Below are 23,884 nucleotides of genomic sequence, written 5' to 3' on the forward strand. Positions count from 1 at the left end.
TTATGCCACATTTGTAGGGCGCGCAGGCGGGATGGATGGCGAGGCAGAGGCGACGTGACTTGCCGGAACGCCGCGAAGGCCACGCCGGCCTAATCATCAATCTCGGGTTATGGGACATGGCTTGCCTGGTGGAGGCAAAAATGACACGCAATCCCCTCGCGGATCTGGAACTTGACCGGCCCGGTCTCGATGCCGCTGGCTGGCGACGTTCCTTGAGCAACCATCTGGTGTACAGCATCGGCAAGGACCCCATCACGGCCACCGACCGGGACTGGTTTTACACCGCGGCCACTGCCGTGCGGGAAAGGCTCATCGAACGCTGGATGGAAACCATGCGCAGCTATTACCGCGCCGACACCAAGCGCGTGTACTACCTCTCCATGGAATTCCTCATGGGCCGCACTCTGATGAACAGCGTCCTCAACATGGGGTGCGAGCCGGCGTTCCGCGAGGCGGTGGAAAGCCTCGGGCTCGATCTTGCCGCGATCCGCGAGGTGGAACACGAGGCGGCCCTGGGCAATGGCGGTCTGGGGCGGCTTGCCGCCTGTTTCCTCGATTCCATGGCGACGCTGGGCATCCCCGGCTACGGCTACGGCATCCGCTACGAGTACGGCATGTTCAGGCAGAAAATCGAGAACGGTAGCCAGGTGGAGCACCCGGACAACTGGTTGCGTTACGGCAACCCCTGGGAGTTCCCCCGTCCGGAGGTGCTCTACCAGGTCAAGTTCCACGGCCGCGTGGTGAGCCACACCGACGAACACGGCCGCACGCGTCATCACTGGATCGACACCGACGACGTGATGGCCATGGCCTACGACACGCCCATTCCCGGCTTTGGCACCGATACCGTCAACAACATGCGCCTGTGGGCGGCGAAGGCGACACGGGACTTCGATCTCGCCTATTTCAACGAGGGCAACTACATCAAGGCGGTGGAGCAGAAGAACGAATCGGAGAACCTGTCCAAGGTGCTCTACCCCGACGACACCACAGAAATGGGCCGGGAGCTGCGCTTGAAGCAGCAGTATTTCTTCGTTTCCGCCTCACTGCAGGACATCCTCTTCCGCTACCAGAAGCATCACCGTGGCTTCGACCAGTTGCCGGAGAAAGTGGCCATCCAGCTCAACGACACCCACCCGGCGATCGCCATTGCCGAACTCATGCGCATCCTCGTCGACCAGCATGGCCTCGACTGGACGCACGCCTGGGACATCACCCGCCGCGTGTTTTCCTACACCAACCACACCCTGATGCCGGAGGCCCTGGAAACCTGGCCGGTGCCCCTCTTCGAGCGGGTGCTGCCGCGTCACCTGCAGATCATCTATGAGATCAACCATCGCTTCCTCCAGGAGGTCGCTCACCGTCACCCGGGTGACCACGAGCTTCTGCGCCGGGTGTCCCTGATCGAGGAATCCACACCGAAACGGGTGCGCATGGCACATCTGGCGGTGGTGGGATCCCACAAGGTCAACGGCGTGGCGGCGATTCACACCGAGCTCATGCGGCAAACCATCTTCGCCGACTTCCACCGCCTGTGGCCGGAAAAAATCGTCAACATCACCAATGGCATCACGCCCCGGCGCTGGCTCAACCAGGCCAACCCGGAGCTTGCCCGGCTCATCACTTCCCGCATCGGGGCTGGCTGGCTGCGGGACCTGGACCAACTGGAGCGGCTTGCGCCCCTCGCCGACGATGCCGACTTCCGCCATGCCTTCGGCGAAGCCAAACGGGCGAACAAGCTCCGGCTGGCGGGGCTGATCCGCAACCACCTCGGCATCGAGGTGGATCCGGATTCCCTCTTCGATGTGCAGGTGAAACGCATCCACGAATACAAGCGGCAGCTCCTGAATGTGCTGCACGTGATCACCCTCTACAACCGGATTCGCGCCAATCCGGCGGGCGATCATCTGCCGCGCACGGTCATTTTCGGCGGCAAGGCGGCGCCCGGTTACAGGATGGCCAAGCACATCATCCGCCTGATCCACGACGTGGCCGAGGTGGTCAACCATGATCCGCTGGTGGCCGGCCGGCTGCGGGTGGTCTTCATTCCCAACTATGACGTTTCCACCGCCCAGGACATCATCCCCGCCGCTGATCTTTCCGAGCAGATTTCCACGGCGGGGACGGAGGCTTCCGGGACGGGCAACATGAAGTTCGCCCTCAACGGGGCGCTCACCATCGGCACATTGGATGGGGCCAATATCGAAATCCGCGCCGCGGTGGGGCCGGAAAACATTTTCATTTTCGGCCTCAATACGGAGCAGGTGGCGGCGCTCCGTGCCCAGGGCTACGACCCCTGGCGCTACTATCAGGAGAACGGCGAGCTGCGCCAGGTGCTGGACATGATCCGCGACGGATTCTTCTCCCCGGGCGAGGCGAACCGGCACCATCCCATTTTCGATGCCCTCACCCACGGCGGCGATCATTTCCTGCTGCTTGCCGACTATGGCGCCTACGTGAGTGCGCAGCAGGAGGTGGAGCGCGTCTACCGGGACCGCGAGGACTGGCTGCGCCGCGTCGTGCTCAACGTGGCCCGCATGGGGCGCTTCTCCTCCGACCGCAGCATCCGTGAATACGCGGAGAAAATCTGGAACGTGAAGCCCGTCCGGCGGCGCCGCGCAACGCGGGGGATGTGATACCTCACTCGATGCCGAGGCGTTCCAGGCGGTAGCGCAGGGCGCGGAAGGTGATGCCCAGCAGGCGGGCGGCGGCAGTCTTGTTGTAACGGGTCTTTTCCAGCGCCTCCAGGATCGCCTCCTTCTCCACGCGATCCAGATACTCCTGCAGCGGCCATTTGGCGCCGGGTTCCCGCTCTGCCTCCTGCGCCGCCTCGGGCACGGAGAGATAAAGGTCCTGACTGCCGATTTCCGCGCCGTTGGCCAATGCCAGGGCGCGTTCGAGGATGTTTTCCAGTTCCCGCACGTTGCCGGGGAAACTGTAGTCCTGCAATGCCGCCACCGCGTCCGCGGTGAGACGCGGCATCGGCTGGTTGGCGGCGGCGGCCAGACGGGCGAGGATGGCTTCGGCGATGACGGGAATGTCCTCGCGCATCTCCCGCAGCGCGGGCATGCGCACCTCAATGACATTCAGGCGGTAGTAGAGGTCCTGGCGGAAGCGCCCGCTTTCCACGAGCTGGGCGAGATTCTGATGGGTGGCGCTGATGATGCGCACGTCCACCGGTTCCTCCTGGGTGGCGCCTACCCTGCGCACGCTTTTTTCCTGGATGGCGCGCAGAAGTTTCACCTGCATGGGGAGCGGCAGATCGGCCACCTCGTCGAGGAAGAGGGTGCCGCCATGGGCAGCCTGGAAAAAGCCTTCGCGATCCGTCTCGGCGCCGGTGAAAGCCCCCTTGCGGTAGCCGAAAAACTCGCTTTCCATGAGATTTTCGGGAATCGCCCCACAGTTCACGGCGATGAAGGGTTTGTCGCGCCGGTTGCTGCGCTCGTGGATGAGGCGCGCGGCCAGTTCCTTGCCGCTGCCCGATTCGCCCGTGATGTGTACCGGGGCCTGACTGCGGGCCAGCTTGTCCAGCATCGCCCGCACCTGCTGGATGGCGGGGGAGTTGCCGAGCAGCACGCGGCTTACTGTGCGTTCACTGGTCTTCTCCGGCACCTTGAGCGCCGATTTCACCAGCGCCCGCAACTGTTCCAGGGAAACGGGCTTGCACAGGTAGTCGAAGGCGCCGGCCTTGAGTGCGGCCACCGCATTCTCCGCGCTACCGAAGGCGGTGATCACCGCCACCGGCAGTTGGGGATGATGCTGGGCAATGTATTCCACCAGTTCCAGGCCGGTGCCGTCCGGCAGGCGCATGTCGGTCAGACACAGATCGAACCATTCCTCCTCGAGGCGCTGTCGGGCCTCATTGACCTTCATCGCCCGCTGGGGTTCCAGTCCCATACGCAGCAGCGTGAGCTCGAGAAGCTCAAGGAGGTCCGCCTCATCGTCCACGATGAGGACACGCGGTGTGGTGGCGTCGGTGGGTCGCTGGGGCCGTTTCACGGTTCTCCCTTGCCGCAGATGCGGAACTGGCCACCCGGGGCGAGCTCGATGTAATCCAGACTGGCTTGGTTGGCCTCACTGAGCTGGCGCGCGATATAGAGGCCCAGACCCGTGCCCGTGCTCTCCGTGGTGAAAAAGGGTTCGAACAGGTGGGCCTGGTCCTCCGGTGGCACCCCGGGTCCATCGTCTATGACATCCAATTGTACAACACCGGGCGCAAGCCCCCGGCTCGCCACCAGGCGGATGCTGCCCGGGCGTTTCGAGCCATGCCGCCAGGCATTGCGGCACAAATTCCACAGCACCTGATGCAGATGGTAACGGTCGAAATAGAGCGTGAGATCGTCATCGCATTCCACGGAGAAGGTGGCGCGGGGGATTTTCTCCACCTGGCAGAATTCGTCGGCGAAGCTTAGGAGATAGGGCGCAAGGCGCAGCGCCTCCGGGTTGCCGCGGTCCTTGCGGTTCAACTGCAGGATGTCCTGCACCATGCGGTCGAGGCGGAAAGTGTTGTCGCGGATGATTTCCAGCAGGCGCCGCTGTGTCGCATCGGCGGTGTCCTCCTGCAAAAGTTGCGTGGCATGGCCGATGGCGGAAAGCGGGTTGCGGATTTCGTGGGCGATGTTGGCGGTGAGCCGGCCCAGCGCCGCCAGTTTCAACTGCTGCGCCTGCGCCTGGGCCCGACTCATGTCCTCAAGGAAAATCACCGCCCCCAGCCGCTTGTCACCCCGGACCGGCACGAAACGCACGCGGAAGGGCTGCGCCTGCGCCGCCCGCAGGGGCAGAAGATCGATGTCGCTGGCCTCCCGCCAGGTGCCGAAATGCCGCGCCACCTCCGGCGCGTAGCGGTCCAGGGTCACCACACCGCGGGGGCCGGGCAGCGGCCCCAGGATGCGTTCCGCCTGGGGATTCACCTGCCGCACATGGCCTTCGCCGTCCACCACCACCACGCCGTCCTGCATGTCCTGGATGATGAGCTGATTCACCAGATCCAGATTGGCAAGATCCAGGCCACGCTGGCGGGCGAGCTCCTCGGTCGCGTAAAGGCGTTTGCCCAGGTATTGGGCCAGGCCGGCCACGGCGAAGAAACTGAGGGACAAAAGCCCGGTCTGGAAATATTCCGGATTGCCATCGGCCCCCCACGCCCACAGGGTCTGTTCCAGAAGCACGGCGAGGGTGGCCACCGCCGCGTGGAACATGGCCAGCCGCCCCTCGGCCACCAGACTGGACGCAGCGAGGGTGATGAGCAAAAGCAGACCGAGGCCGCTTGCCATGCCGCCGCTGGCATACATGAGGACGGAGACGAGGGCCACATCCGCCAGCACCTGCGCGCTCAATTGCAGCTCGAAGCGCGGCCAGCGGTTGTGTGTGGTCACCATCAGCACACCGCCAAACAGGATATAGAGCAGGCTCGTCACCACGAAGAGCGTGGGCGCGGCCCGGCCGATGACGATCTGCTCCTTGAGCAGCAGATGGGCAAGCAGGATGACCCCGGCGACGATCAGCCGGTAGAGATTGAAATAGTGCAGCGACTGCCAGAAGCCATCGCGCACACGCTCGGTCTGGCGGAGGGCGGCCTCGGACCACATGATCGGCGAAACTAGTGACGGCGCAGACGGCGGTGTTCCTCGCTGCAGAAGAACTCACCGCCGCTCAGGATCGCCTCGCTGCGCGGCGTGTTCACCCCGCACACCACACAGCGCACCATGTCCTCACCCTGCTCCGGCAGGCGCGCGCTGTCCGGCTGGCGCGGCGTGGCCAGGTTGCGGAAATAGGTCTTGAGAACGAGATAGAGGAGAAAGAGGCCGAGGAGAAAAACGAGCAAGCGCATGGGCCGGCTGATCCGAAACAGGGGCTGATGTCTGAGGGCGCATCATATCACCCCCCTGGCCCGGCGGTTGTCCGCCCCACCTGGAGCCCCAGCGGGGCCTCCTCGGAGCGGAAAGATTTGGTCGGGGTGAGAGGATTCGAACCTCCGACTCCTGCGTCCCGAACGCAGTACTCTACCAGGCTGAGCTACACCCCGTGGTGGGAGACCATGGCCGTGCGGGTTTTGCGCCTGCACGGGGCATGGGCGGGTCATCGCGGGAAGGTCCGGCAGCCGTTGCCGCCCGGGCTGAACAGCCGTGGCACTTCGGGCGTGCCGCGTGTGGCCGGGTTGGCTGCTCCGCAGCGTGAATGTCGCCGTGTGGCTTGCTTGAGCCGGCCTTCTCTCGCCCCGGGCGCTTCGCTGGGGCTGGCTGCATTCACGCTAGTGGTTCCGCGAGACCGCGAAAGCTGCCAATTCTAGCAGGGTCTGTTTGTAATTTGAATCCGGGAGCGGCTGGATGGCCTGGCAGGCGGTCTCCGCCTCGCGTCGTGCCGTCGCCGCGGCGTAATCCAGGGCGCCGCTGTCCCGGATGGCGGCGCAGACGGCGTCGAAGTCGGCCAGGCCCCCCGTTTCGATGGCTCGGCGGACGACGGCGGCCTGGGCAGGGGTACCGTGGCGCATGGCATAGATGAGGGGCAGGGTGGGCTTGCCCTCCGCCAGGTCATCGCCCAGGTTCTTGCCGATTTCCGCCTGCTGGCCGGAATAATCCAGCACGTCGTCGATGAGCTGAAAGGCCGTGCCCAGGTGCATGCCGTAGGTGGCCATGGCTTCTTCTTCCGCTGTCCCCGCCTGGCCCAGCACCGCGCCGAGGCGGCAGGCGGCTTCGAAGAGCTTGGCCGTCTTGTAGCGGATCACCCGCAGGTAGCGTTCCTCGTCGATGTCAGGATCGTGGCAGTTCATGAGCTGCAGCACCTCGCCCTCGGCGATGACGTTGGTGGCATCGGCGAGGATTTCCATCACGCGGTGGCTGCCCACCCCCACCATCATCTGGAAAGCACGGGAGTAGAGAAAATCCCCCACGAGGACGCTCGCGGCGTTGCCAAAAAGGGCGTTGGCGGTCTGTCTGCCCCGCCTGAGGCTGGATTCGTCCACCACGTCGTCATGGAGCAGCGTGGCGGTATGGATGAATTCCACCACCGCCGCCAGGTCGTAGTGTTTCTCACCCCGGTAACCGAACGCGCCGGCCGACAAAAGCACCAGCGCCGGCCGCAGCCGCTTGCCGCCGCTGGCGATGATGTATTCGGAGACCTGACGGATGAGCAGCACATCGGAGTGGAGGCGATGGCGGATCACCGCGTCCACACGCTGCATGTCCCCTTCGATGAAGCGGCGGATTTGCTCAAGTTGCACGGAGTCGGCCGGAATGGAGAGGGAAAAGCGTATGGTAGGGAGGCGGCGGGGGATGGGTCAAGGAAAGCGGATGGGCTTCGGGTTTGCTGATGGGTCTCATCACTCGAAGGGGCAAGCGGTTTTGCAGTACCGGGGATGTTGTTCGTCGGCAGGCCGGAAGTTGCGGCTCTCGCGCGCGGCAGGCGATAGGCGTCTTCGCCCAAGTCTCTTGCAGCATCTGGCCATGCCAATGGCGAATCTGGCCTTGCCCATCCTGCCGCCGCAGGATAAAGTTACGGCCATTTGTTTGGGGAGGCAGCGGGTGCTCAGCATCATCGAACAGGCAGGTTGGCCGATCTGGCCGCTCATTTTCGCTTCCATCGTTTCCCTTGGCATCATCGGCGAACGGCTGTGGACATTGCGCGCAAGCGTCATCGCCCCCCGGAACCTGCTGCCCCAGGTGCTGCAGGAGCTCAAGGACAAGGGGATTACCCCCGAGCTCCTCGACCGGTTGGCGCGGAAAGCGCCCCTGGGCCGCATCTTCGCCGCGGCGCTGCGCAATGCCAACAGCACGCGGGAAGTGATGAAGGAGGCGGTGGAGGAGGAAGGGCGCGCCGTGGCGCACGAACTGGAGCGCTTCCTCACCACCCTGGGCACTATCGCCACCGCGGCGCCCCTGTGGGGCCTGTTCGGCACGGTGATCGGCATGGTGGAAATCTTCGCCTCCCTCAAGGTTTCCGGCGGTGATCCGGCGCAGTTGGGGCATGGCATTTCCATTGCTCTCTACAACACCGCCACCGGTCTTCTGGTGGCCATCCCCAGTCTGATTTTCTACCGCCATTTCCGCGCCAGGATCGACGCCCTGATCGTGGAGATGGAGCAGCAGGCCATCAAGCTCGTGGAAGTGCTCCACGGCGAACGGCGGTGAAAAGGCCATGGATTTCCGGCGCGGGCGGGAACGGGAGAGCGTGGAGATCAACCTGATCTCCATGATCGACGTGCTCCTGGTGATCGTCATTTTCCTCGCGGTGACCACGTCGTTTTCCCAGATCGCCCAGTTGCAGATCACCCTGCCCACGGCCCAGGCGGAGAAGCCCGCGGAGCAGCCGGCGGCCGTCAACGTCGCCGTGGATGCGGCGGGCCGCTATGTGGTCAACGGCAAACCCTTCGTCGGCAAGGGGGCGGAAGCCCTGAGCCAGGCCCTGCGCCAGGCGGCGGGTGGCCAGCAGGATCCGATGATCGTGATCAGCGCCGACGCCAATGCCACCCACCAGTCGGTGATCAACGTCATGGAAGCGGCCCGACTCGCGGGCTATGCCCGCATCACCTTCGCCACCCAGAGCGAGCGCCGCTGAGCCCGATGCAATGAGCCCTGCGGTCCGTTCGCCCGGGGGCTTCTCCCGCTGGCTAGAAGGGCAGTGGGAGCGGCTTACCCCCTGGCATCTCCTGCTGCTGCCGCTGGCGGTCCTTTTTGGTCTTCTGGCCGCGTTGCGGCGAAGCTTCTACCGCTGGGGTCTGCTGCCCATCACCCGTCTTTCCGTGCCGGTCATCGTGGTGGGCAACATCGCCGTCGGGGGCACCGGCAAGACGCCGCTGGTCATTGCCCTGGCCAGGCTTCTGCGCGAGGCCGGCTATCAGCCGGGCATCCTCAGCCGCGGCCACGGCGGCCGTCAGCGGCAGCCTGCGCCGGCGGGCCCCGAGGCCGATCCAGCGGAGGTGGGCGATGAACCCGTCCTGCTTGCGCGCCGCGCCGGCTGCCCGGTGTGGGTGGGGCGGGCGCGGGGGAAGGTGGCGCAGGCGATGCTTGCCGCGCATCCGGAAGTGGATGTGCTCTTGAGTGACGATGGCCTGCAGCATTACGCGCTGGCCCGGGATGTGGAGATCGCCGTCGTCGATGCCCAGCGGTGGCTCGGCAACGGGCAGCTTCTGCCGGCGGGGCCGCTGCGGGAACCCGGCTGGCGGCTGCAGACGGTGGACTGTGTGGTGATCAACGGCTGGCTCGCCAGCGCCCCCCTCAAGCGCAACGAATTCACCATGCGCCTCGTCGGCGATCTGCTCTACAATCTGCGTAACCCCTTGCTCAAGGCGCGGCCCGAGGTGTTCGCCGGCCAGACCGTCTGGGCGATGGCGGGAATCGGCAACCCCCAGCGCTTCTTCGATCATCTGCGCCGGCTGGGGCTTCGCATCGTACCGCGGGCGTTTGCCGACCATCATCCTTTCACCCCGGCGGACCTGGCGCAGGCAGGGGAGGCGCCCATCGTGATGACGGAAAAGGACGCGGTCAAATGCGCCGCCTTTGCTGGCGACAACGTCTGGGTGTTGCCGGTTGTGGCAGAACTGGATCCCCGCCTGGCCGCCGCCGTGCTTGACCGGCTCGCCCAACGAAAGGCCAATGCAGCAGGCCACCCGGAGTCGGGGAACGCCGATGCGCCATGATCGTGCCCCTCGCGCGAAGGCGGGGGGGAGGGGAAAGGGTGGGAAGCCTGCCCGTGTTTGACGCTTGAAGAGAGTGCCCCATGGACCCCAAACTGCTGGAAATCCTCGTCTGTCCCCTGTGCAAGGGGCCCCTCGTCTATCGGCGTGAGGCGCAGGAACTCATCTGCCGCGCCGATCGGCTGGCCTTTCCCATCCGGGACGACATTCCGGTGATGCTGGAGGAAGAGGCGCGGCCGCTGCCGCCGGAGGAGGAGGTGGAAGGATGAAGGCCCCTCCGGCTGGCCGGCCCAAAGGGGGGATGCTCGTGCCATGATCCCCTTCAAGGTGGTGATTCCTGCCCGCTATGCCTCCACCCGTCTGCCGGGCAAGCCGCTGGCGGACCTCGGCGGCAAGCCCATGGTGGTGCGGGTAGTGGAGCAGGCGGCGCGTTCCGGGGCGCAGGAAATCTGGGTTGCCACCGACCATCCGGAGGTCCAGCGGGCAGTGGAGGCGGCAGGCCACGCGGCGCTTCTCACCTCGCCCGACCATGCCTCGGGCACCGACCGCATCGCCGAGGTAGCGGCCCGTCTGGGCTGGCCGGAGGAAACCGTCGTCGTCAACGTGCAGGGGGACGAGCCCCTCATCGATCCGGAACTCATCCGCGAGGTGGCGGCGGCCCTCGCTGCCCACGACAGCGCCGCCATGGCCACCGTCTGCCATCCCTTCCACGATCTTGCCACCATGTTCAATCCCAATGTGGTCAAGGTCGTGCTCGACCGGGCGGGGTTTGCCCTCTATTTTTCCCGCGCTCCCATTCCCTACGGACGCGAGGCCTTTCTCAACATGCCTTCGCGCCTGCCGCCAGAGATGCCGGCCTATCGACACATCGGCCTTTATGCCTACCGCGCCGGCTTTCTGCGCCACTATGCGACCCTTGAGCCGGCGCCCATCGAGCAGTTCGAGGCCCTGGAACAGTTGCGGGCGCTGTGGCATGGCCATCGCATCATCGTTGCCATCACCGACCGGACCCTGGCCCCAGGCGTGGATACCCCGGAGGATCTTCAGCGGGTGCGCGCTCAAGTATCCAGACCTGAGACGGGAGGCTTATAAAGGGATAAAAACATTTTGCGGCGCGGCGGCGCACCGTGGGAAATACCCTGCCGCGGCGATGGTATGATTGAACCCCTCCGGCAGGACCGCCGCCGGTAACTTGTCTGTGTGAGAAGGGCAGTCGAGTCCACCTTCTGCGCCTTTGCCGGATCAGCAAAGGCGCCGGGGTGGCCGTATTGCGCAGGATGAGGGGCGGTCCGCCTGACCGGCAACCACAACAGCAAGGAGGCTTCATGCGTTTGATTCTGCTCGGTGCACCCGGTGCGGGCAAAGGCACCCAGGCGAAATTCATCACGGAGAAGTACGGCATCCCCCAGATTTCCACCGGCGACATGCTGCGTGCGGCGGTCAAGGCGGGCACCCCCTTGGGCTTGGAGGCAAAAAAAATCATGGATGCAGGCGGTCTCGTCTCCGATGACATCATCATGGGGCTGATCCAGGAGCGCCTGAAGCAGCCCGACTGCGCCAAGGGCTACCTTTTGGATGGTTTTCCCCGCACCATCCCCCAGGCGGAGGCCATGCGCCGGCTGGGCATCGATGTGGACTACGTCATCGACGTGGAGGTGCCGGACGAGGAAATCATCAAGCGCATGAGCGGGCGCCGCGTGCACCTGCCTTCCGGACGCACCTACCATGTCATCTTCAATCCGCCCAAGGTGCCGGGCAAGGACGACATCACCGGCGAGGACCTCATCCAGCGCGACGACGACAAGGAAGAAACGGTGCGCAAGCGGCTGGCGGTATACCATGAGCAGACCAAGCCCCTGTGGGATTTCTACACCCGCTGGGCGGCGACCGGTGACCCGCGCGCGCCCAAGTGTGTGCGCGTTTCCGGTGTGGGGCCGGTGGAAGAAGTGCGCGATGCCATCTTCCGCGCCCTCGGTGGTTGAACGTCCACGACCATGCCCCCCATGAGCAAAATTCCCGATTTCACGCCCGCCGAGCTCGACGTGGTGAAGCAGACCGTGCGCGAGCGCTACGGCAAGGAGGTGAACGTGGAGGAGGCACAGGCGGAAATCCGCATGTATCCGGACGACCGCGAGCTCACCGAAGTCCCCTGTCTTTACTGGGCGGAGCGGGGCTGCCAGTTCGTCATCTTCAAGGTGGGCGAGGGGCGCTACCGCAACCAGTTCTTCTATTCGGTGCGGGAACAGTATGGGACCGGGCGCAGCGAGTACGACGACATCCTCGACTGCGTCCTCACTCTGTTGCGCGTGCAGGCCGACCACGAAGCCCAGCGCGCGGGATTCTGAACTTTGCCTGGAAAGCCAAACGGAGGGAGACAGCCATGGCGAAAAAGAAAATGAACGCGTTCTATGCCCAGTCCGGCGGCGTGACCGCCGTCATCAATGCCTCTGCCTGCGGCGTCATCGAGACGGCGCGCAAGCACAAGGACAAAATCGGCAAGGTCTATGCCGGCCGCAATGGGATCATCGGCGCCCTCACCGAGGATTTGATCGACACCAGCAAGGAATCGGCGAAGGCGATCGCCGCCCTGCGCTACACGCCTGCCGGGGCCTTCGGTTCCTGCCGTTACAAGCTAAAAAGCCTGGAGGAAAACAAGCGGGAATACGAGCGGCTCATCGAGGTCTTCCAGGCCCACGATATCGGTTATTTCTTCTACAACGGCGGGGGGGATTCCGCCGACACTTGTCTCAAGGTGTCGCAGCTCGCGGAAAAAATGGGTTACCCCATCCAGGCCATCCACGTGCCCAAGACCGTGGACAACGACCTGCCCATCACCGACTGCTGCCCGGGTTTTGGCTCCGTGGCCAAGTACATCGCCATCTCCACCCGGGAAGCGAGTTTCGACGTCGCTTCCATGGCCAAGACGTCCACCAAGGTGTTCGTGCTGGAAGTGATGGGGCGCCACGCCGGCTGGATCGCGGCGGCCGGCGGCATGGCCGCCGACAATGAACACAACATTCCCATCGTCATCCTCTTTCCGGAAGTGGAATTCAACCAGGAAAAATTCCTCGCCGCGGTCAAGGAGAAGGTGGAGAAATTCGGCTACTGCACGGTGGTGGTGTCGGAGGGGTGTCGTTATCCCGACGGCCGCTTCCTCGCCGAGGCCGGCAGCCGCGATGCCTTCGGCCACGCCCAGCTCGGTGGGGCGGCGCCCGTGGTGGCGAACATGATCAAGGAAGGTCTGGGCTACAAATACCACTGGGCGGTGGCCGACTATCTGCAGCGTGCAGCGCGCCACATCGCTTCCAAGACCGACGTGGAACAGGCCTATGCGGTGGGCAAGGCGGCGGTGGAGCTCGCCCTCAAGGGCTACAATTCGGTGATGCCCACCATCGTGCGCGTTTCCGACAAGCCCTACCGCTGGAAGATCGGCATGGCCCAGCTCAAGGACGTGGCCAACAAAGAGAAGATGATGCCGCGCAATTTCATCACCCCCGATGGCTTTGGCATCACCCCCAAGTGCCGCGCCTATCTTTCCGGCCTCATCAAGGGCGAGGACTATCCGCCCTACAAGGACGGTCTGCCCAACTACGTGCGGCTCAAGAACGTGGCGGTGCCGAAAAAACTGAAGGGCGAATTCAAACTCTGAGGCGGGCGGACAAAGAGGCGCCCCAAGCCAAAGGAGCGAAGCCATGACGCTTGAGCGGGCAAGGGAACTCCTCCTCGTGCAGGCGGGGTTCGGCAGCTTCTACAACGGTAATTCCGCCAAGCTCATCCTGTCCGAGGTGCAACGCGAGCATGGCCAGGCGGCGGTGGACCGCCTCATCGTCGAATGCGGACTGGACCGGGTGTTCGGCTTTACACCCGGCACCCGCTTTGAGAATGGCATTGCCTACACTCGCTACGAATAAGCGGCGGCCGCCCCCGGCCCTTGTTCGGGGCGCGGCAGGGTTCACAACAACCACAACCCGACGCACAAGGAGGAAGGAGCATGTCCCAGGCACTTGTCTTCTCGCTCATCTGCGCGGCATTGGCCATCCTGTATGGGGTGCTGTCCATCCGCTGGATCCTTTCGCTGCCGGCCGGCAATGACCGCATGCGGCAAATCGCCGCCGCCGTGCAGGAAGGGGCCCAGGCCTATCTCAAACGCCAGTACACCACCATTGCCCTGGTGGGCGTGGTGTTGTTCGTTCTCATCTGGGTCTTCCTGAGCCTGGGCACCGCCCTGGGATTTGCCGTGGGGGCGGTGCTCTCCGGCGCGGCGGGCTTCATCGGCATGAATATCTCGGTGCGGGCCAACGTGCGCACCGCCGAGGCCGCCAACCGGGGGCTCGATGCCGCCCTCAACGTGGCCTTTCGCGGCGGCGCCATCACCGGGCTTTTGGTGGTGGGGCTGGGCCTCCTCGGCGTGGCCGGTTACTACGCGGTGCTTTCCCATCTGGGGGTGCCCACCCGGGAGGCGGTGCATGCCCTGGTGGGGCTCGGCTTCGGCGGCTCCCTCATCTCCATCTTCGCCCGCCTGGGCGGGGGCATTTTCACCAAGGGTGCCGACGTGGGCGCCGACCTGGTGGGCAAGGTGGAAGCGGGCATCCCGGAGGATGATCCCCGCAACCCGGCGGTGATCGCAGACAACGTGGGGGACAACGTGGGCGACTGCGCCGGCATGGCCGCCGACCTCTTCGAAACCTACGCCGTGACCATCATCGCCACCATGCTTCTGGGGGGGCTCATGGGAGCAAGCAGCCACACGGGCGCCGCCGTGGCCTACCCCCTGGTGCTGGGCGGAGTGTCCATCCTCGCCTCCATCATCGGCACCTTCTTCGTCCGCGCCCGGGAGGGGGGCAAGATCATGAACGCCCTCTACCGGGGGCTGATCGTGGCGGGGGTGATCGCCCTCATCGCCTTCTACCCCGTCACCACCTGGATGTTCGGTGCGGGCCTGCCCCTTGCCGATGGCAGCAGCCTACCGGCGCTCAATCTCTACCTCTGCGCCCTGGTGGGTTTGGCCCTCACCGCGGCTATGGTGGTCATCACCGAGTATTACACCGCCACCGAATTTTCGCCGGTGCGCCATATCGCCGAAGCCTCCACCACGGGGCATGGCACCAACATCATCGCCGGCCTGGGTGTTTCCATGCGCGCGACAGCGCTCCCGGTGCTGGCGGTGTGCGTGGCCATCGCCGCCTCCCATGAGCTGGCGGGCCTGTATGGCATCGCCGTGGCGGCCACTGCCATGCTCTCCATGACCGGCATCATCGTCGCCCTGGATGCCTACGGACCCATCACCGACAATGCGGGGGGCATTGCCGAGATGGCCGAGCTGCCGGACAGCATCCGCAACATCACCGACCCCCTGGATGCGGTGGGCAACACCACCAAGGCGGTGACCAAGGGCTATGCCATCGGGTCGGCGGGCCTGGCCGCCCTGGTGTTGTTCGCCGACTACACCCACACCCTGGAGGCCGGGGGCAAGCTGGTGGAATTTTCGCTCGCCGATCCGGCGGTCATCATCGGCCTCTTCATTGGCGGCATGGTGCCTTACCTCTTCGCCGCCATGGGCATGGAGGCGGTGGGGCGGGCGGCAGGGAGCGTCGTCGTCGAGGTGCGGCGCCAGTTCCGCGAGATCGCGGGCATCATGGAGGGGCGGGCCAAGCCGGATTACTCGCGGGCGGTGGACATGCTCACCCGCGCCGCCATCCGGGAAATGATCGTCCCCTCCCTGCTGCCCATCCTCGTTCCCATCGCCGTGGCGGTGGTCATGGGCGTCGTCATGGGCCCCGGCGCGGGCACCAAGGCCCTTGGTGGGGTGCTTCTCGGCTCCATCGTCACCGGGATTTTCGTTGCCATTTCCATGACCACCGGTGGCGGTGCCTGGGATAACGCCAAGAAATACATCGAGGAAGGCCATTTCGGCGGCAAGGGTTCCGACGCCCACAAGGCGGCGGTGACCGGCGACACCGTCGGCGACCCCTACAAGGACACGGCCGGACCCGCCATCAACCCCCTCATCAAAATCATCAACATCGTCGCCCTGCTGATCGTGCCCCTGCTCTGAGGGGTGCTACCCCTGCGCCGCTTGCGGAAATGAAAAAGCCACCCCCTCGCGGGGGTGGCCATCATGGGGTGTGGTCCGGCTTGTGACCCTACGCCGGCCGACTCAGACAGGCCGGATATTGGAGGCCTGCTTGCCTTTCGGGCCCTGGGTCACGTCATATTGGACCTTCTGGCCTTCCTTCAGGCTTTTGAAGCCTTGGGCCTGAATGGCGGAGAAATGGGCGAACAGGTCGTCCCCTCCGTCGTCCGGCGTGATGAACCCGTAACCTTTCGCGTCGTTGAACCATTTGACGGTGCCAGTTGCCATGCTGCTCTTTCCTTACTCAAAAACGGACGGTCACTCCAACCAGTTTGCTCCAAAGGCGCAGCGGCCACACCGCCGGTTCCTTCAAAGTCAAAGACCAAGGCCAGTTTGCGCCCCCCGTCTGCGGAAGTCAAGCGGGGGCAGCCGGTGAGGGCGTAAGACACAAGGCGCGGGCCAGGTCGGGGCCTTGAAAAAAGCCGGCGGGGAGTCCAAATTAATAGGCTGTCGAGGCAGGTACCATGGCATTGGACGATCAACTTACCCCGGTGCGCGAGGTGGAGGAGAGCCGGGTCAAACCCCCGCCTCTCTATAAAGTCATCCTCCTCAATGACGATTACACACCCATGGACTTTGTGGTCGTGGTCCTGATGCGCTTTTTTCACATGGACCGGGAACAGGCCACGCGGGTGATGCTCAAAGTCCACAGGGAAGGGCTCGGCGTGTGCGGGGTCTTCCCAAAGGATATTGCAGCGACGAAGGTTGATCTGGTAGTCTCGTTTGCAAGGCAACACCAGCACCCGTTGCAGTGTGTGATGGAAGAAACCTAAGGCAGCAGGGTCGCCGCTATGATTTCACAGGAACTGGAAGTTTCCCTCCACATGGCTTTTGTCGAAGCCCGGCAGAAGCGCCATGAGTTCATCACCGTGGAGCACCTGCTGCTGGCCTTGCTGGACAACCCCTCCGCGGCTCAGGTGCTGCGGGCCTGCGGCGCCAACATCGAGGCGTTGCGCCGCTCCCTGTCCGATTTCATTCACCAGCACACCCCTGTCGTGGGGGGCACCGGCGAGGTGGACACCCAGCCCACGCTGGGTTTCCAGCGGGTGATCCAGCGCGCCATCCTCCATGTCCAGTCCTCCGGCAAGAAGGAGGTCACCGGCGCCAATGTGCTCGTCGCCATCTTCGGCGAGAAGGATTCCCATGCCGTCTATTTCCTCCACCAGCAGGGGGTGACCCGGCTGGATGTGGTCAACTACATCTCCCATGGCATCAGCAAGGTGCCCGACGGGGGCGGCAAGTCGGCGGCGGAAGGAGGCAACGATACCGAGCATGAGCAGGAGCAGCAGCCCTCCGGCGCCCTGGAGAACTTCACCCAGAACCTCAATGCCCTCGCCCTCATGGGCAAGATTGATCCCCTGATCGGGCGCGAGGTGGAGCTGGAGCGCGTCATTCAGACCCTCTGCCGCCGGCGCAAGAACAATCCCCTCCTCGTGGGCGAGGCGGGGGTGGGCAAGACGGCCATCGCCGAGGGGCTGGCGCGGCGCATCGTCGAGGGCAATGTCCCGGACGTGCTGAAAAATGCGGTGGTTTACGCCTTGGACATGGGTGCGCTTCTGGCCGGCACCAAGTACCGCGGCGATTTCGAGCAGCGCCTGAAGGCGGTGCTCAAGCAGCTGGTGGACAACCAGCGGGCCATCCTCTTCATCGACGAAATCCACACCCTGATCGGTGCGGGGGCGGCCTCCGGCGGCACCCTCGATGCCTCCAATCTGCTCAAGCCGGCCTTGAGCTCGGGGCAGTTGAAGTGCATCGGCGCCACCACCTACAACGAATACCGGGGCATTTTCGAGAAGGACCATGCCCTGTCCCGCCGCTTCCAGAAAATCGACGTGCCTGAGCCGTCGGTGGCGGAAACGGTGGAGATTCTGCGCGGCCTCAAATCCCGTTTCGAAAGCCATCATGGCGTGAAATACACCGCCGCGGCGCTGACCACGGCGGCGGAGCTGTCGGCCAAATACATCAATGACCGGCATCTGCCAGACAAGGCCATCGACGTCATCGACGAGGCCGGGGCGGCGCAGCGCATCCTGCCCAAATCCAAGCAGAAGAAGACCATCACGCCCAAGGAAATCGAAGAGATCGTCGCCAAGATCGCCCGCATTCCGCCGAAGAGCGTGTCGGCGGATGATCGCAACGCCCTGCGCAACCTGGATCGTGACCTCAAATCGGTGGTCTTTGGCCAGGACGAGGCGATCGATGCGCTTGCCACTGCCATCAAGATGGCGCGCAGCGGGCTCGGCAATCCGCAAAAGCCCATCGGCAGCTTCCTGTTCTCCGGCCCCACGGGGGTGGGCAAGACCGAGGTGGCCCGGCAGCTCGCCTATATCATGGGCATCGAGCTGATCCGTTTCGACATGTCGGAATACATGGAGCGGCATGCGGTGTCCCGGCTCATCGGCGCGCCGCCCGGCTATGTGGGCTTCGACCAGGGCGGGCTTCTGACCGAGGCCATCACCAAGCACCCATACTCGGTGCTGCTTTTGGACGAGATCGAAAAGGCGCACCCCGACATCTTCAACATCCTGCTGCAGGTGATGGACCACGGCACCCTCACCGACAACAACGGGCGCAAGGCCGATTTCCGCAACGTGGTGATCATCATGACCACGAACGCCGGAGCGGAGGCGCTCAACAAGTCCAGCATCGGCTTTGCCACCAGCACCAAGGCCGGCGACGAGATGGCGGAAATCAAGCGGCTGTTCTCGCCCGAATTCCGCAACCGGCTGGATGCCATCATCTCCTTCAAGCCGTTGACGAAGGAGATCATCCTGCGCGTGGTGGACAAATTCCTCATGCAGCTCGAGTCACAGCTGCACGAGAAAAAAGTGGAAGCCACCTTCACCGAGGCGCTGCGCGAGTACCTGGCGGAGCGGGGCTTCGATCCCCTCATGGGCGCGCGGCCGATGGCGCGGCTCATCCAGGACACCATCCGCAAGGCGCTGGCCGATGAGCTCCTCTTCGGCCGGCTGGCCAATGGCGGCAAGGTCACGGTGGACGTGGATGACAAGGGGCAGGTGAAGCTCCTCTTCAACGAGGAAACCGAAGCCGTGGCCTGAAGGCTAAGCGCGGCCACAAGCCGGGCGCGTCCCGGCTTTTTTCATGGGCGCCGCGGGGAAAGGATGCTGCGCCGCAAGAGGAAGCCGTAGCCTTTGCCGGTTCGCGTTCCGGGCTGATCCTCCGGCTGTTCAGGGAGAAAACCATGCGCCGCATTTGCTTCGAGCTGGGGCAAGTCAAGCTTACGGCCCGCCTGCGCGACACCCCCACCGCCGATGCCATCTGGGCAAGCCTGCCCCTCAAGTCGGTGGCCCAGACCTGGGGCGAGGAGGTCTATTTTTCCGTGCCCGTGGAAGCCCGCCTGGAGAAGGATGCCCGGCAGGTGCTGGAACCCGGTGAAATCGCCTTCTGGGTGCAGGGGCAGGCGATTGCCATCGGTTTCGGCCCCACACCGGTTTCCCGGCACGGGGAAATCCGGCTCGTCACCCGCTGCAATGTCTGGGCGGATGCCGAGGGCGAGGTCACCGGTCTGCGCGCCGTGCGGCAAGGGGACCGCGTCCGGGTGAGCGCCCTTTCGACCTGAAAAGCTTCTCCCAGACGAAACCGGAGGGTCGCTCCACCCCCGTCACCAGGTACGTGAAGCTGTTGTAATTGCGTGCGATCCAGGACAACTGGCGGCGGGCTTCGACGCGGCCGGCGAGCAGAAGCTGATCCCCGGGCTCGAGGGGCAGGTTTTCCTCCGGCACCAGGATTTCCGTGGCGCCGCGTTTGACGAGGAGGGCGAGACCGGGCAGACGCTCGTCGCGGTTACGCGGGTCGCGCCAGAGGTCCGCCACCGTCACCGTCATTCCCGCCACCAGCCCCGCATAGATGGCCGGTGCCTCCGCCGGCGTGATGTTGAGCCCCCAGGTTTCTGGCGCCTCCTCGCCGACGATCCCACCCAGACGCGCCACGAGCTGGTTGGCCCACTCATTGCCCTGTTTGCGGGCAAGCTCCAGGAACTCACTGAGCAGCGGCGTGGTGAGGAGCGCGAAAATCTTGTGGGCGATGACACTGGACCGCCGCATGACGAGGTCCAGCCCCGCGGCGCGGAAGAGGGCCTCGTTCTGCGTTTCGTTTTGCCGGGCGACCATGAACAGGCGCGGGTTCAACATGCGCGCCGTCATGATGATGGAAAGATTGTTGGCATCGTTGTCGGTGCCGGCAACGATGCCCACCGCCTCACGGATGCCGGCCTGCTCCAGGGTTTCCGCCTCGGTGCCCCGCCCCACCACGCTGCCTTCCGGCGGCTGGGTGTGGGCGGGGTCGGCCTCCACCACGGTGGCCACCACGCCCTCCCGCGTCAGCCGCGCATGGACGGCCTTGCCGAACCGGCCGTAGCCACACAGGATCCAGCGTCCCACCGGCGGGAAGATGGGCTCCCGCAGCGGCTCGTGGGGGGCGGCGGTCATCCATTCATAGAGCAGGTACATGCCGGGGGAGTGCAGCGCCATGGCCAGCCGGCCGGCAAAGGTATCGAAGGCGTTGATGATGTGATCGGTGCCGAAGGAGGCCATGTTGGCGGCCACGTCCAGGGTGTCTGCCCGACAGATGGCAGCGAGCTTCGGTCGCAGCAGTTTGACCGTGATCGCCACCTTCAGGTTGACCTCGTCCCGGTTGGTGAGGGCGATCACCCCCAGGCAGTGGGGATGGGTGAGGCCGGCGCGGAGCAGAACCGCCGGCTGGGCGGCATCGCCCCGCAGCCCCGGCACCACCATGGGTAGCTCCTCGAGTTCCAGGAGGGCGATGCGTTCCGGGTCGATGTCCAGTACCACCGCCTGGATGCCGGAATCGGCCAGCGCGCGCACGAGCAGTGCGCCGGTATCGCCATAGCCGCAGACCAGATAGAAGGGCTCGCGCAGTCTGCGCACCGCGCGGGTGAAGGCATTCTCCACCCGGATCAGGCGGATGGCGGGGTCCTGCAGGGTGGCGAGCAAAGCGCCGATGGCATAGAGCCAGACGATCACCGACGCATAGATGGTGCCGGTCAACCACATGCGCTGGGCGTCGGTGAAGGGATGGGGCAGCTCGCCAAAGCCAATGGTGGTGGCGGTGTAGCTCACCACGTAGAAGGCATGGAAGAAACCCATCCGCCAGGGCCGCCCCTGATCATCCACGCCGGGGATGAGCACCAGGCCCAGCACCGCCACCGCATAGACCAGGACGAGGAGCACCAGCGGCGTGCGCAGCCGGCGCAGCAGCAGGAAAAGGACGTTGTGCATGGCGCGGTCAACGCCGGATGGCGAGGGTTTCCGCGATGAAGAGGACCACCGAGGTGAGGTTGGCAAGCAGCGCCCCGCCGGAGAGGGAGACGATGGCCGCCATCAGATGCGGGGTCAGGCCACCCGGATGCACGTGTTCCGCGTACGCCCACACCGAAGCCGCGGCGATGAGCTGCAGATCGGCCACCAGACTGGTGGCGAGCAGAACGGCTCCGAGATGCGTGCGATCACCCAGCTTGAGCACGGTGGCGATGAGGTTCACCACCAGCGCAGCATAGAGTTCATAGATGCTGTGGTGGGTGGGATTGTCGATTTCGCCCACGTAGAAACCGAAATTGAGCGTGAGTGCAAGAACGATGAAAAAGGCAAAAACGACTTTCTCCAGATTCATGGCTGCGTCTCCTCCGCACCGGGGTCTGCTGGAGCTTGTCCGGGCCCGGTCAGGGCAAAGTGTAACCCAAACGCTGCCGCGGCTGGCGGCAGCATAATGCGTGGGGAAAGCGGCGGCGGGAGCGGGCCGACTGCCGTTTGCGCCATGTTAGGATTAAGCCTCTTCGACAACGCGGAGTCGATCCCATGCAAGCCCTGCCTTCGAGCCACATCCGCAAACGTGACGGGCGCATCGTGCCCTTCGACCCCCAGCGCATCATCAACGCCGTGCGCCGCGCCATGGAGGCGGCCGCTGAGGGCGATCTCGAACACGACCCGCCGCGGGTGGCCGAGGCGGTGCTGAAGGCCCTGGCGGAGCGCTTTCCCGCAGGCCACATTCCCCATGTGGAGGAAATCCAGGATCAGGTGGAGGAGTCCCTCATCCTGCTCGATTTCCCGAAGACGGCCAAGGCCTACATCCTCTATCGTCACGAGCGGGCGAAAATCCGCGAGAAGGTGAAGGAGGTGCCGGAGCACGTGCGGCGGCTGGCGGCGGAAAGCAAGCGGTATTTCCGCAGCCCGCTGTCCGAATTCGTCTATTACCGCACCTATTCCCGCTGGATCGACGAGGAGGGGCGGCGGGAGACCTGGATCGAGACGGTGGACCGCTACATGGACTTCATGCGGGAAAACCTGGGGGAGCGGCTGAGCGAGGCGGAATACGCGGAGCTGCGGCAGGCCATCCTCACCCAGGAGGTGATGCCCTCCATGCGCCTTTTGTGGTCGGCGGGCAAGGCGGCGCGCAACAACAACGCCGCCGCCTACAATTGCTCCTTCATCGCCCCCACGCAGCTCGACGATTTCGCCGAGATCATGTTCCTGCTCATGTGTGGCGTCGGTGTCGGGTTTTCCGTGGAAAGCCAGAACGTCCAGCTTCTGCCCATCATCCGCCGGCAGACGGGAGAGATGCTGCCCACCCATGTGGTGGAGGACAGCAAGGAGGGCTGGGGCGATGCCCTCAAGCTGGGCCTCAAGACCTGGTATGAGGGGCGGGACATCCGCTTCGATTTCTCCCGCGTGCGGCCGGCCGGCGCGCGGCTCCACACCATGGGTGGACGCAGCTCGGGCCCGGGGCCGCTGAAAGCACTGCTGGAATTCGCGCGCGGCAAGATCCTCGCCAATCAGGGCAAACGTCTTTCCAACCTGGACGTGCACGACATCATCTGCAAGATCGGCGAGGTGGTGGAAATGGGTGGCGTGCGGCGCTCGGCGCTCATCTCCCTTTCCGATTTCGATGATGACGATCTGCGCACGGCGAAAAGCGGCCATTTCTACATCAACAATCCGCAGCGGGCGATGGCCAACAATTCTGCCGTCTACGAGGCGCGGCCGCGGGCGGTGGATTTCCTGGAGGAGTGGCTGGCCCTGGCCAAAAGCGGCAGCGGCGAGCGCGGCCTGTTCAACCGCGGCGGGCTGCCGAAGCAACTGCCCGCCCGCCGCTGGGCCGGCTTCGAGCCCTACTGGCCGAAAAGCGGCACCAATCCCTGCGGCGAGATCATTCTGCGCTCGAAGCAGTTCTGCAATCTGACGGAAGTGGTGGCCCGCGCCGGGGACGACGAGGCGGCGCTTTCGCGCAAGATACGGCTCGCTGCCATTCTCGGCACCTATCAGGCGACCCTCACCCATTTTCCCTACATCTCCGATGAATGGCGGAAAAACTGCGAGGAGGAGCGCCTGCTTGGCGTGTCCATTACCGGCATGTGGGACTGCGCGACGGTGCGCGATCCCGCTGTGCTTTCCCGCCTGCGGGAGATCGCTGTCGCCACCAATGCCCAATATGCGGCGCGTTTCGGCATCAACGCCGCCACCGCGGTGACCTGTGTCAAACCCTCGGGCACGGTGTCGCAGCTTGTGGATTCCGCCTCCGGCATGCACCCCCGCTATGCCCGCTACTACCTGCGGCGCATCCGCATCTCGGCGACGGATCCCCTCTTCACCATGCTCAAGGAACAGAAATTCCCCTACCACCCCGAGGTGGGGCAGCTCGAGGCCTCCGCCACCAGTTTCGTCCTGGAATTTCCGGTGAAGGCGCCGGACGGGTGTATCACCCGCAACGATCTCGACGCCCTGCAGCAGTTGGAATTCTGGAAGACGGTCAAGCTCCACTACACCGAGCACAACCCTTCCGTCACCATCTCCGTTGGCGCCGACGAATGGATTGCCACCGCCGACTGGCTCTACCGCAACTGGGATCTGCTCGGGGGGCTCTCCTTCCTGCCCCGCACCGACACCGTTTATGAACTTGCGCCCTACGAAGAGATCACCGCGGAGGAATACGAAAGGCGGATGGCGGCCCTGCCGCGCATCGACTTTTCCCATATCGTGGTGTACGAAAAGGAGGACACCACCAAGGGCGCCAAGGAATTCGCCTGTGTTTCGGGCCAGTGCGAGATCGATCCCGAGGAGGGGTCGCTGGCTGCGGCGCCGGGGCGCTGA

At 64.6% G+C, this 23,884-nt stretch carries 22 protein-coding genes and 1 tRNA gene; 15 read left to right on the top strand and 8 right to left on the bottom strand.

Features of this window, described 5'->3' with window-relative positions; genetic code table 11:
* Positions 1-140: 140 nt before the first annotated feature.
* The gene (locus K6T56_03500) at positions 141-2,636 is read left to right on the top strand and encodes a glycogen/starch/alpha-glucan phosphorylase (protein MCL6555411.1); all 2,496 of its coding nucleotides are present in this window, start codon (positions 141-143) and stop codon (positions 2,634-2,636) included.
* Positions 2,637-2,640: 4 nt separating this feature from the next.
* Here K6T56_03500 and K6T56_03505 read toward each other — a convergent pair whose 3' ends face one another.
* The 5 genes from K6T56_03505 to ispB all read right to left on the bottom strand — a co-directional run bounded on the left by K6T56_03505 (position 2,641) and on the right by ispB (position 7,177).
* Positions 2,641-3,951 (bottom strand): sigma-54 dependent transcriptional regulator, encoded by a 1,311-nt coding sequence (locus tag K6T56_03505; GenBank protein MCL6555412.1) that lies wholly within the window; start codon positions 3,949-3,951, stop codon positions 2,641-2,643.
* A 44-nt stretch (positions 3,952-3,995) separates the two neighbouring features.
* Complete coding sequence (locus tag K6T56_03510; GenBank protein MCL6555413.1) at positions 3,996-5,585, bottom strand: PAS domain-containing protein; 1,590 nt, start codon at positions 5,583-5,585, stop codon at positions 3,996-3,998.
* Positions 5,586-5,596: 11 nt separating this feature from the next.
* Positions 5,597-5,827, bottom strand: coding sequence for a hypothetical protein (locus K6T56_03515; protein ID MCL6555414.1), 231 nt, complete (start codon positions 5,825-5,827; stop codon positions 5,597-5,599).
* Between the two features lie 118 nt (positions 5,828-5,945).
* Positions 5,946-6,022, bottom strand: a tRNA-Pro gene (locus K6T56_03520).
* Positions 6,023-6,247: 225 nt separating this feature from the next.
* The gene (ispB, locus tag K6T56_03525) at positions 6,248-7,177 is read right to left on the bottom strand and encodes an octaprenyl diphosphate synthase (GenBank protein ID MCL6555415.1); all 930 of its coding nucleotides are present in this window, start codon (positions 7,175-7,177) and stop codon (positions 6,248-6,250) included.
* Between the two features lie 340 nt (positions 7,178-7,517).
* Here ispB and K6T56_03530 point away from each other — a divergent pair, with 340 nt between their 5' ends.
* The 10 genes from K6T56_03530 to K6T56_03575 all read left to right on the top strand — a co-directional run bounded on the left by K6T56_03530 (position 7,518) and on the right by K6T56_03575 (position 15,683).
* Positions 7,518-8,123 carry a MotA/TolQ/ExbB proton channel family protein gene (locus K6T56_03530; GenBank protein ID MCL6555416.1) on the top strand — a complete coding sequence of 202 codons (606 nt, stop codon included), beginning with the start codon at positions 7,518-7,520 and terminating at the stop codon, positions 8,121-8,123.
* 7 nt (positions 8,124-8,130) lie between these two features.
* Positions 8,131-8,550 carry a biopolymer transporter ExbD gene (locus K6T56_03535; GenBank protein ID MCL6555417.1) on the top strand — a complete coding sequence of 140 codons (420 nt, stop codon included), beginning with the start codon at positions 8,131-8,133 and terminating at the stop codon, positions 8,548-8,550.
* A gap of 10 nt (positions 8,551-8,560) precedes the next feature.
* A complete protein-coding gene (gene lpxK, locus K6T56_03540; protein MCL6555418.1) occupies positions 8,561-9,631 on the top strand; it encodes a tetraacyldisaccharide 4'-kinase in 1,071 nt (356 codons plus the stop codon).
* 80 nt (positions 9,632-9,711) lie between these two features.
* Positions 9,712-9,897, top strand: coding sequence for a Trm112 family protein (locus K6T56_03545; protein MCL6555419.1), 186 nt, complete (start codon positions 9,712-9,714; stop codon positions 9,895-9,897).
* Positions 9,898-9,940: 43 nt separating this feature from the next.
* Complete coding sequence (kdsB, locus tag K6T56_03550; GenBank protein MCL6555420.1) at positions 9,941-10,720, top strand: 3-deoxy-manno-octulosonate cytidylyltransferase; 780 nt, start codon at positions 9,941-9,943, stop codon at positions 10,718-10,720.
* Positions 10,721-10,953: 233 nt separating this feature from the next.
* Entirely contained in the window at positions 10,954-11,610 is a 657-nt protein-coding gene (adk, locus tag K6T56_03555) for an adenylate kinase (GenBank protein MCL6555421.1), read from the top strand.
* Between the two features lie 21 nt (positions 11,611-11,631).
* Positions 11,632-11,973 carry a hypothetical protein gene (locus K6T56_03560; GenBank protein ID MCL6555422.1) on the top strand — a complete coding sequence of 114 codons (342 nt, stop codon included), beginning with the start codon at positions 11,632-11,634 and terminating at the stop codon, positions 11,971-11,973.
* Positions 11,974-12,008: 35 nt separating this feature from the next.
* On the top strand, positions 12,009-13,277 hold the full coding sequence (locus K6T56_03565) for a 6-phosphofructokinase (protein ID MCL6555423.1): 1,269 nt from the start codon (positions 12,009-12,011) through the stop codon (positions 13,275-13,277).
* Positions 13,278-13,320: 43 nt separating this feature from the next.
* Positions 13,321-13,539 (top strand): hypothetical protein, encoded by a 219-nt coding sequence (locus tag K6T56_03570; protein MCL6555424.1) that lies wholly within the window; start codon positions 13,321-13,323, stop codon positions 13,537-13,539.
* Between the two features lie 80 nt (positions 13,540-13,619).
* The gene (locus K6T56_03575) at positions 13,620-15,683 is read left to right on the top strand and encodes a sodium-translocating pyrophosphatase (protein MCL6555425.1); all 2,064 of its coding nucleotides are present in this window, start codon (positions 13,620-13,622) and stop codon (positions 15,681-15,683) included.
* 102 nt (positions 15,684-15,785) lie between these two features.
* Here the strand turns inward: K6T56_03575 and K6T56_03580 are convergent, their stop codons facing one another.
* Complete coding sequence (locus tag K6T56_03580) at positions 15,786-15,989, bottom strand: cold-shock protein (GenBank protein ID MCL6555426.1); 204 nt, start codon at positions 15,987-15,989, stop codon at positions 15,786-15,788.
* Positions 15,990-16,225: 236 nt separating this feature from the next.
* Here K6T56_03580 and clpS point away from each other — a divergent pair, with 236 nt between their 5' ends.
* The 3 genes from clpS (at position 16,226) to K6T56_03595 (ending at position 19,341) form a co-directional block, all read left to right on the top strand.
* Positions 16,226-16,534 (top strand): ATP-dependent Clp protease adapter ClpS, encoded by a 309-nt coding sequence (gene clpS, locus K6T56_03585; GenBank protein MCL6555427.1) that lies wholly within the window; start codon positions 16,226-16,228, stop codon positions 16,532-16,534.
* An 18-nt stretch (positions 16,535-16,552) separates the two neighbouring features.
* On the top strand, positions 16,553-18,820 hold the full coding sequence (gene clpA, locus K6T56_03590) for an ATP-dependent Clp protease ATP-binding subunit ClpA (protein MCL6555428.1): 2,268 nt from the start codon (positions 16,553-16,555) through the stop codon (positions 18,818-18,820).
* Positions 18,821-18,963: 143 nt separating this feature from the next.
* Positions 18,964-19,341 carry a hypothetical protein gene (locus K6T56_03595; protein MCL6555429.1) on the top strand — a complete coding sequence of 126 codons (378 nt, stop codon included), beginning with the start codon at positions 18,964-18,966 and terminating at the stop codon, positions 19,339-19,341.
* Here the strand turns inward: K6T56_03595 and K6T56_03600 are convergent.
* Positions 19,280-21,019, bottom strand: a complete 1,740-nt coding sequence (locus tag K6T56_03600; protein ID MCL6555430.1) for an NAD-binding protein — start codon at positions 21,017-21,019, stop codon at positions 19,280-19,282. The genes K6T56_03595 and K6T56_03600 overlap by 62 nt on opposite strands.
* A 7-nt stretch (positions 21,020-21,026) precedes the next feature.
* Entirely contained in the window at positions 21,027-21,410 is a 384-nt protein-coding gene (locus K6T56_03605) for a DUF6394 family protein (GenBank protein ID MCL6555431.1), read from the bottom strand.
* A 185-nt stretch (positions 21,411-21,595) separates the two neighbouring features.
* On the opposite strand from K6T56_03605, the gene K6T56_03610 reads away from it, so the two are divergent.
* A complete protein-coding gene (locus tag K6T56_03610; GenBank protein MCL6555432.1) occupies positions 21,596-23,884 on the top strand; it encodes a hypothetical protein in 2,289 nt (762 codons plus the stop codon).

Source organism: Burkholderiales bacterium (assembly GCA_023511995.1).
GTDB lineage: Bacteria > Pseudomonadota > Gammaproteobacteria > Burkholderiales > Thiobacteraceae > Thiobacter.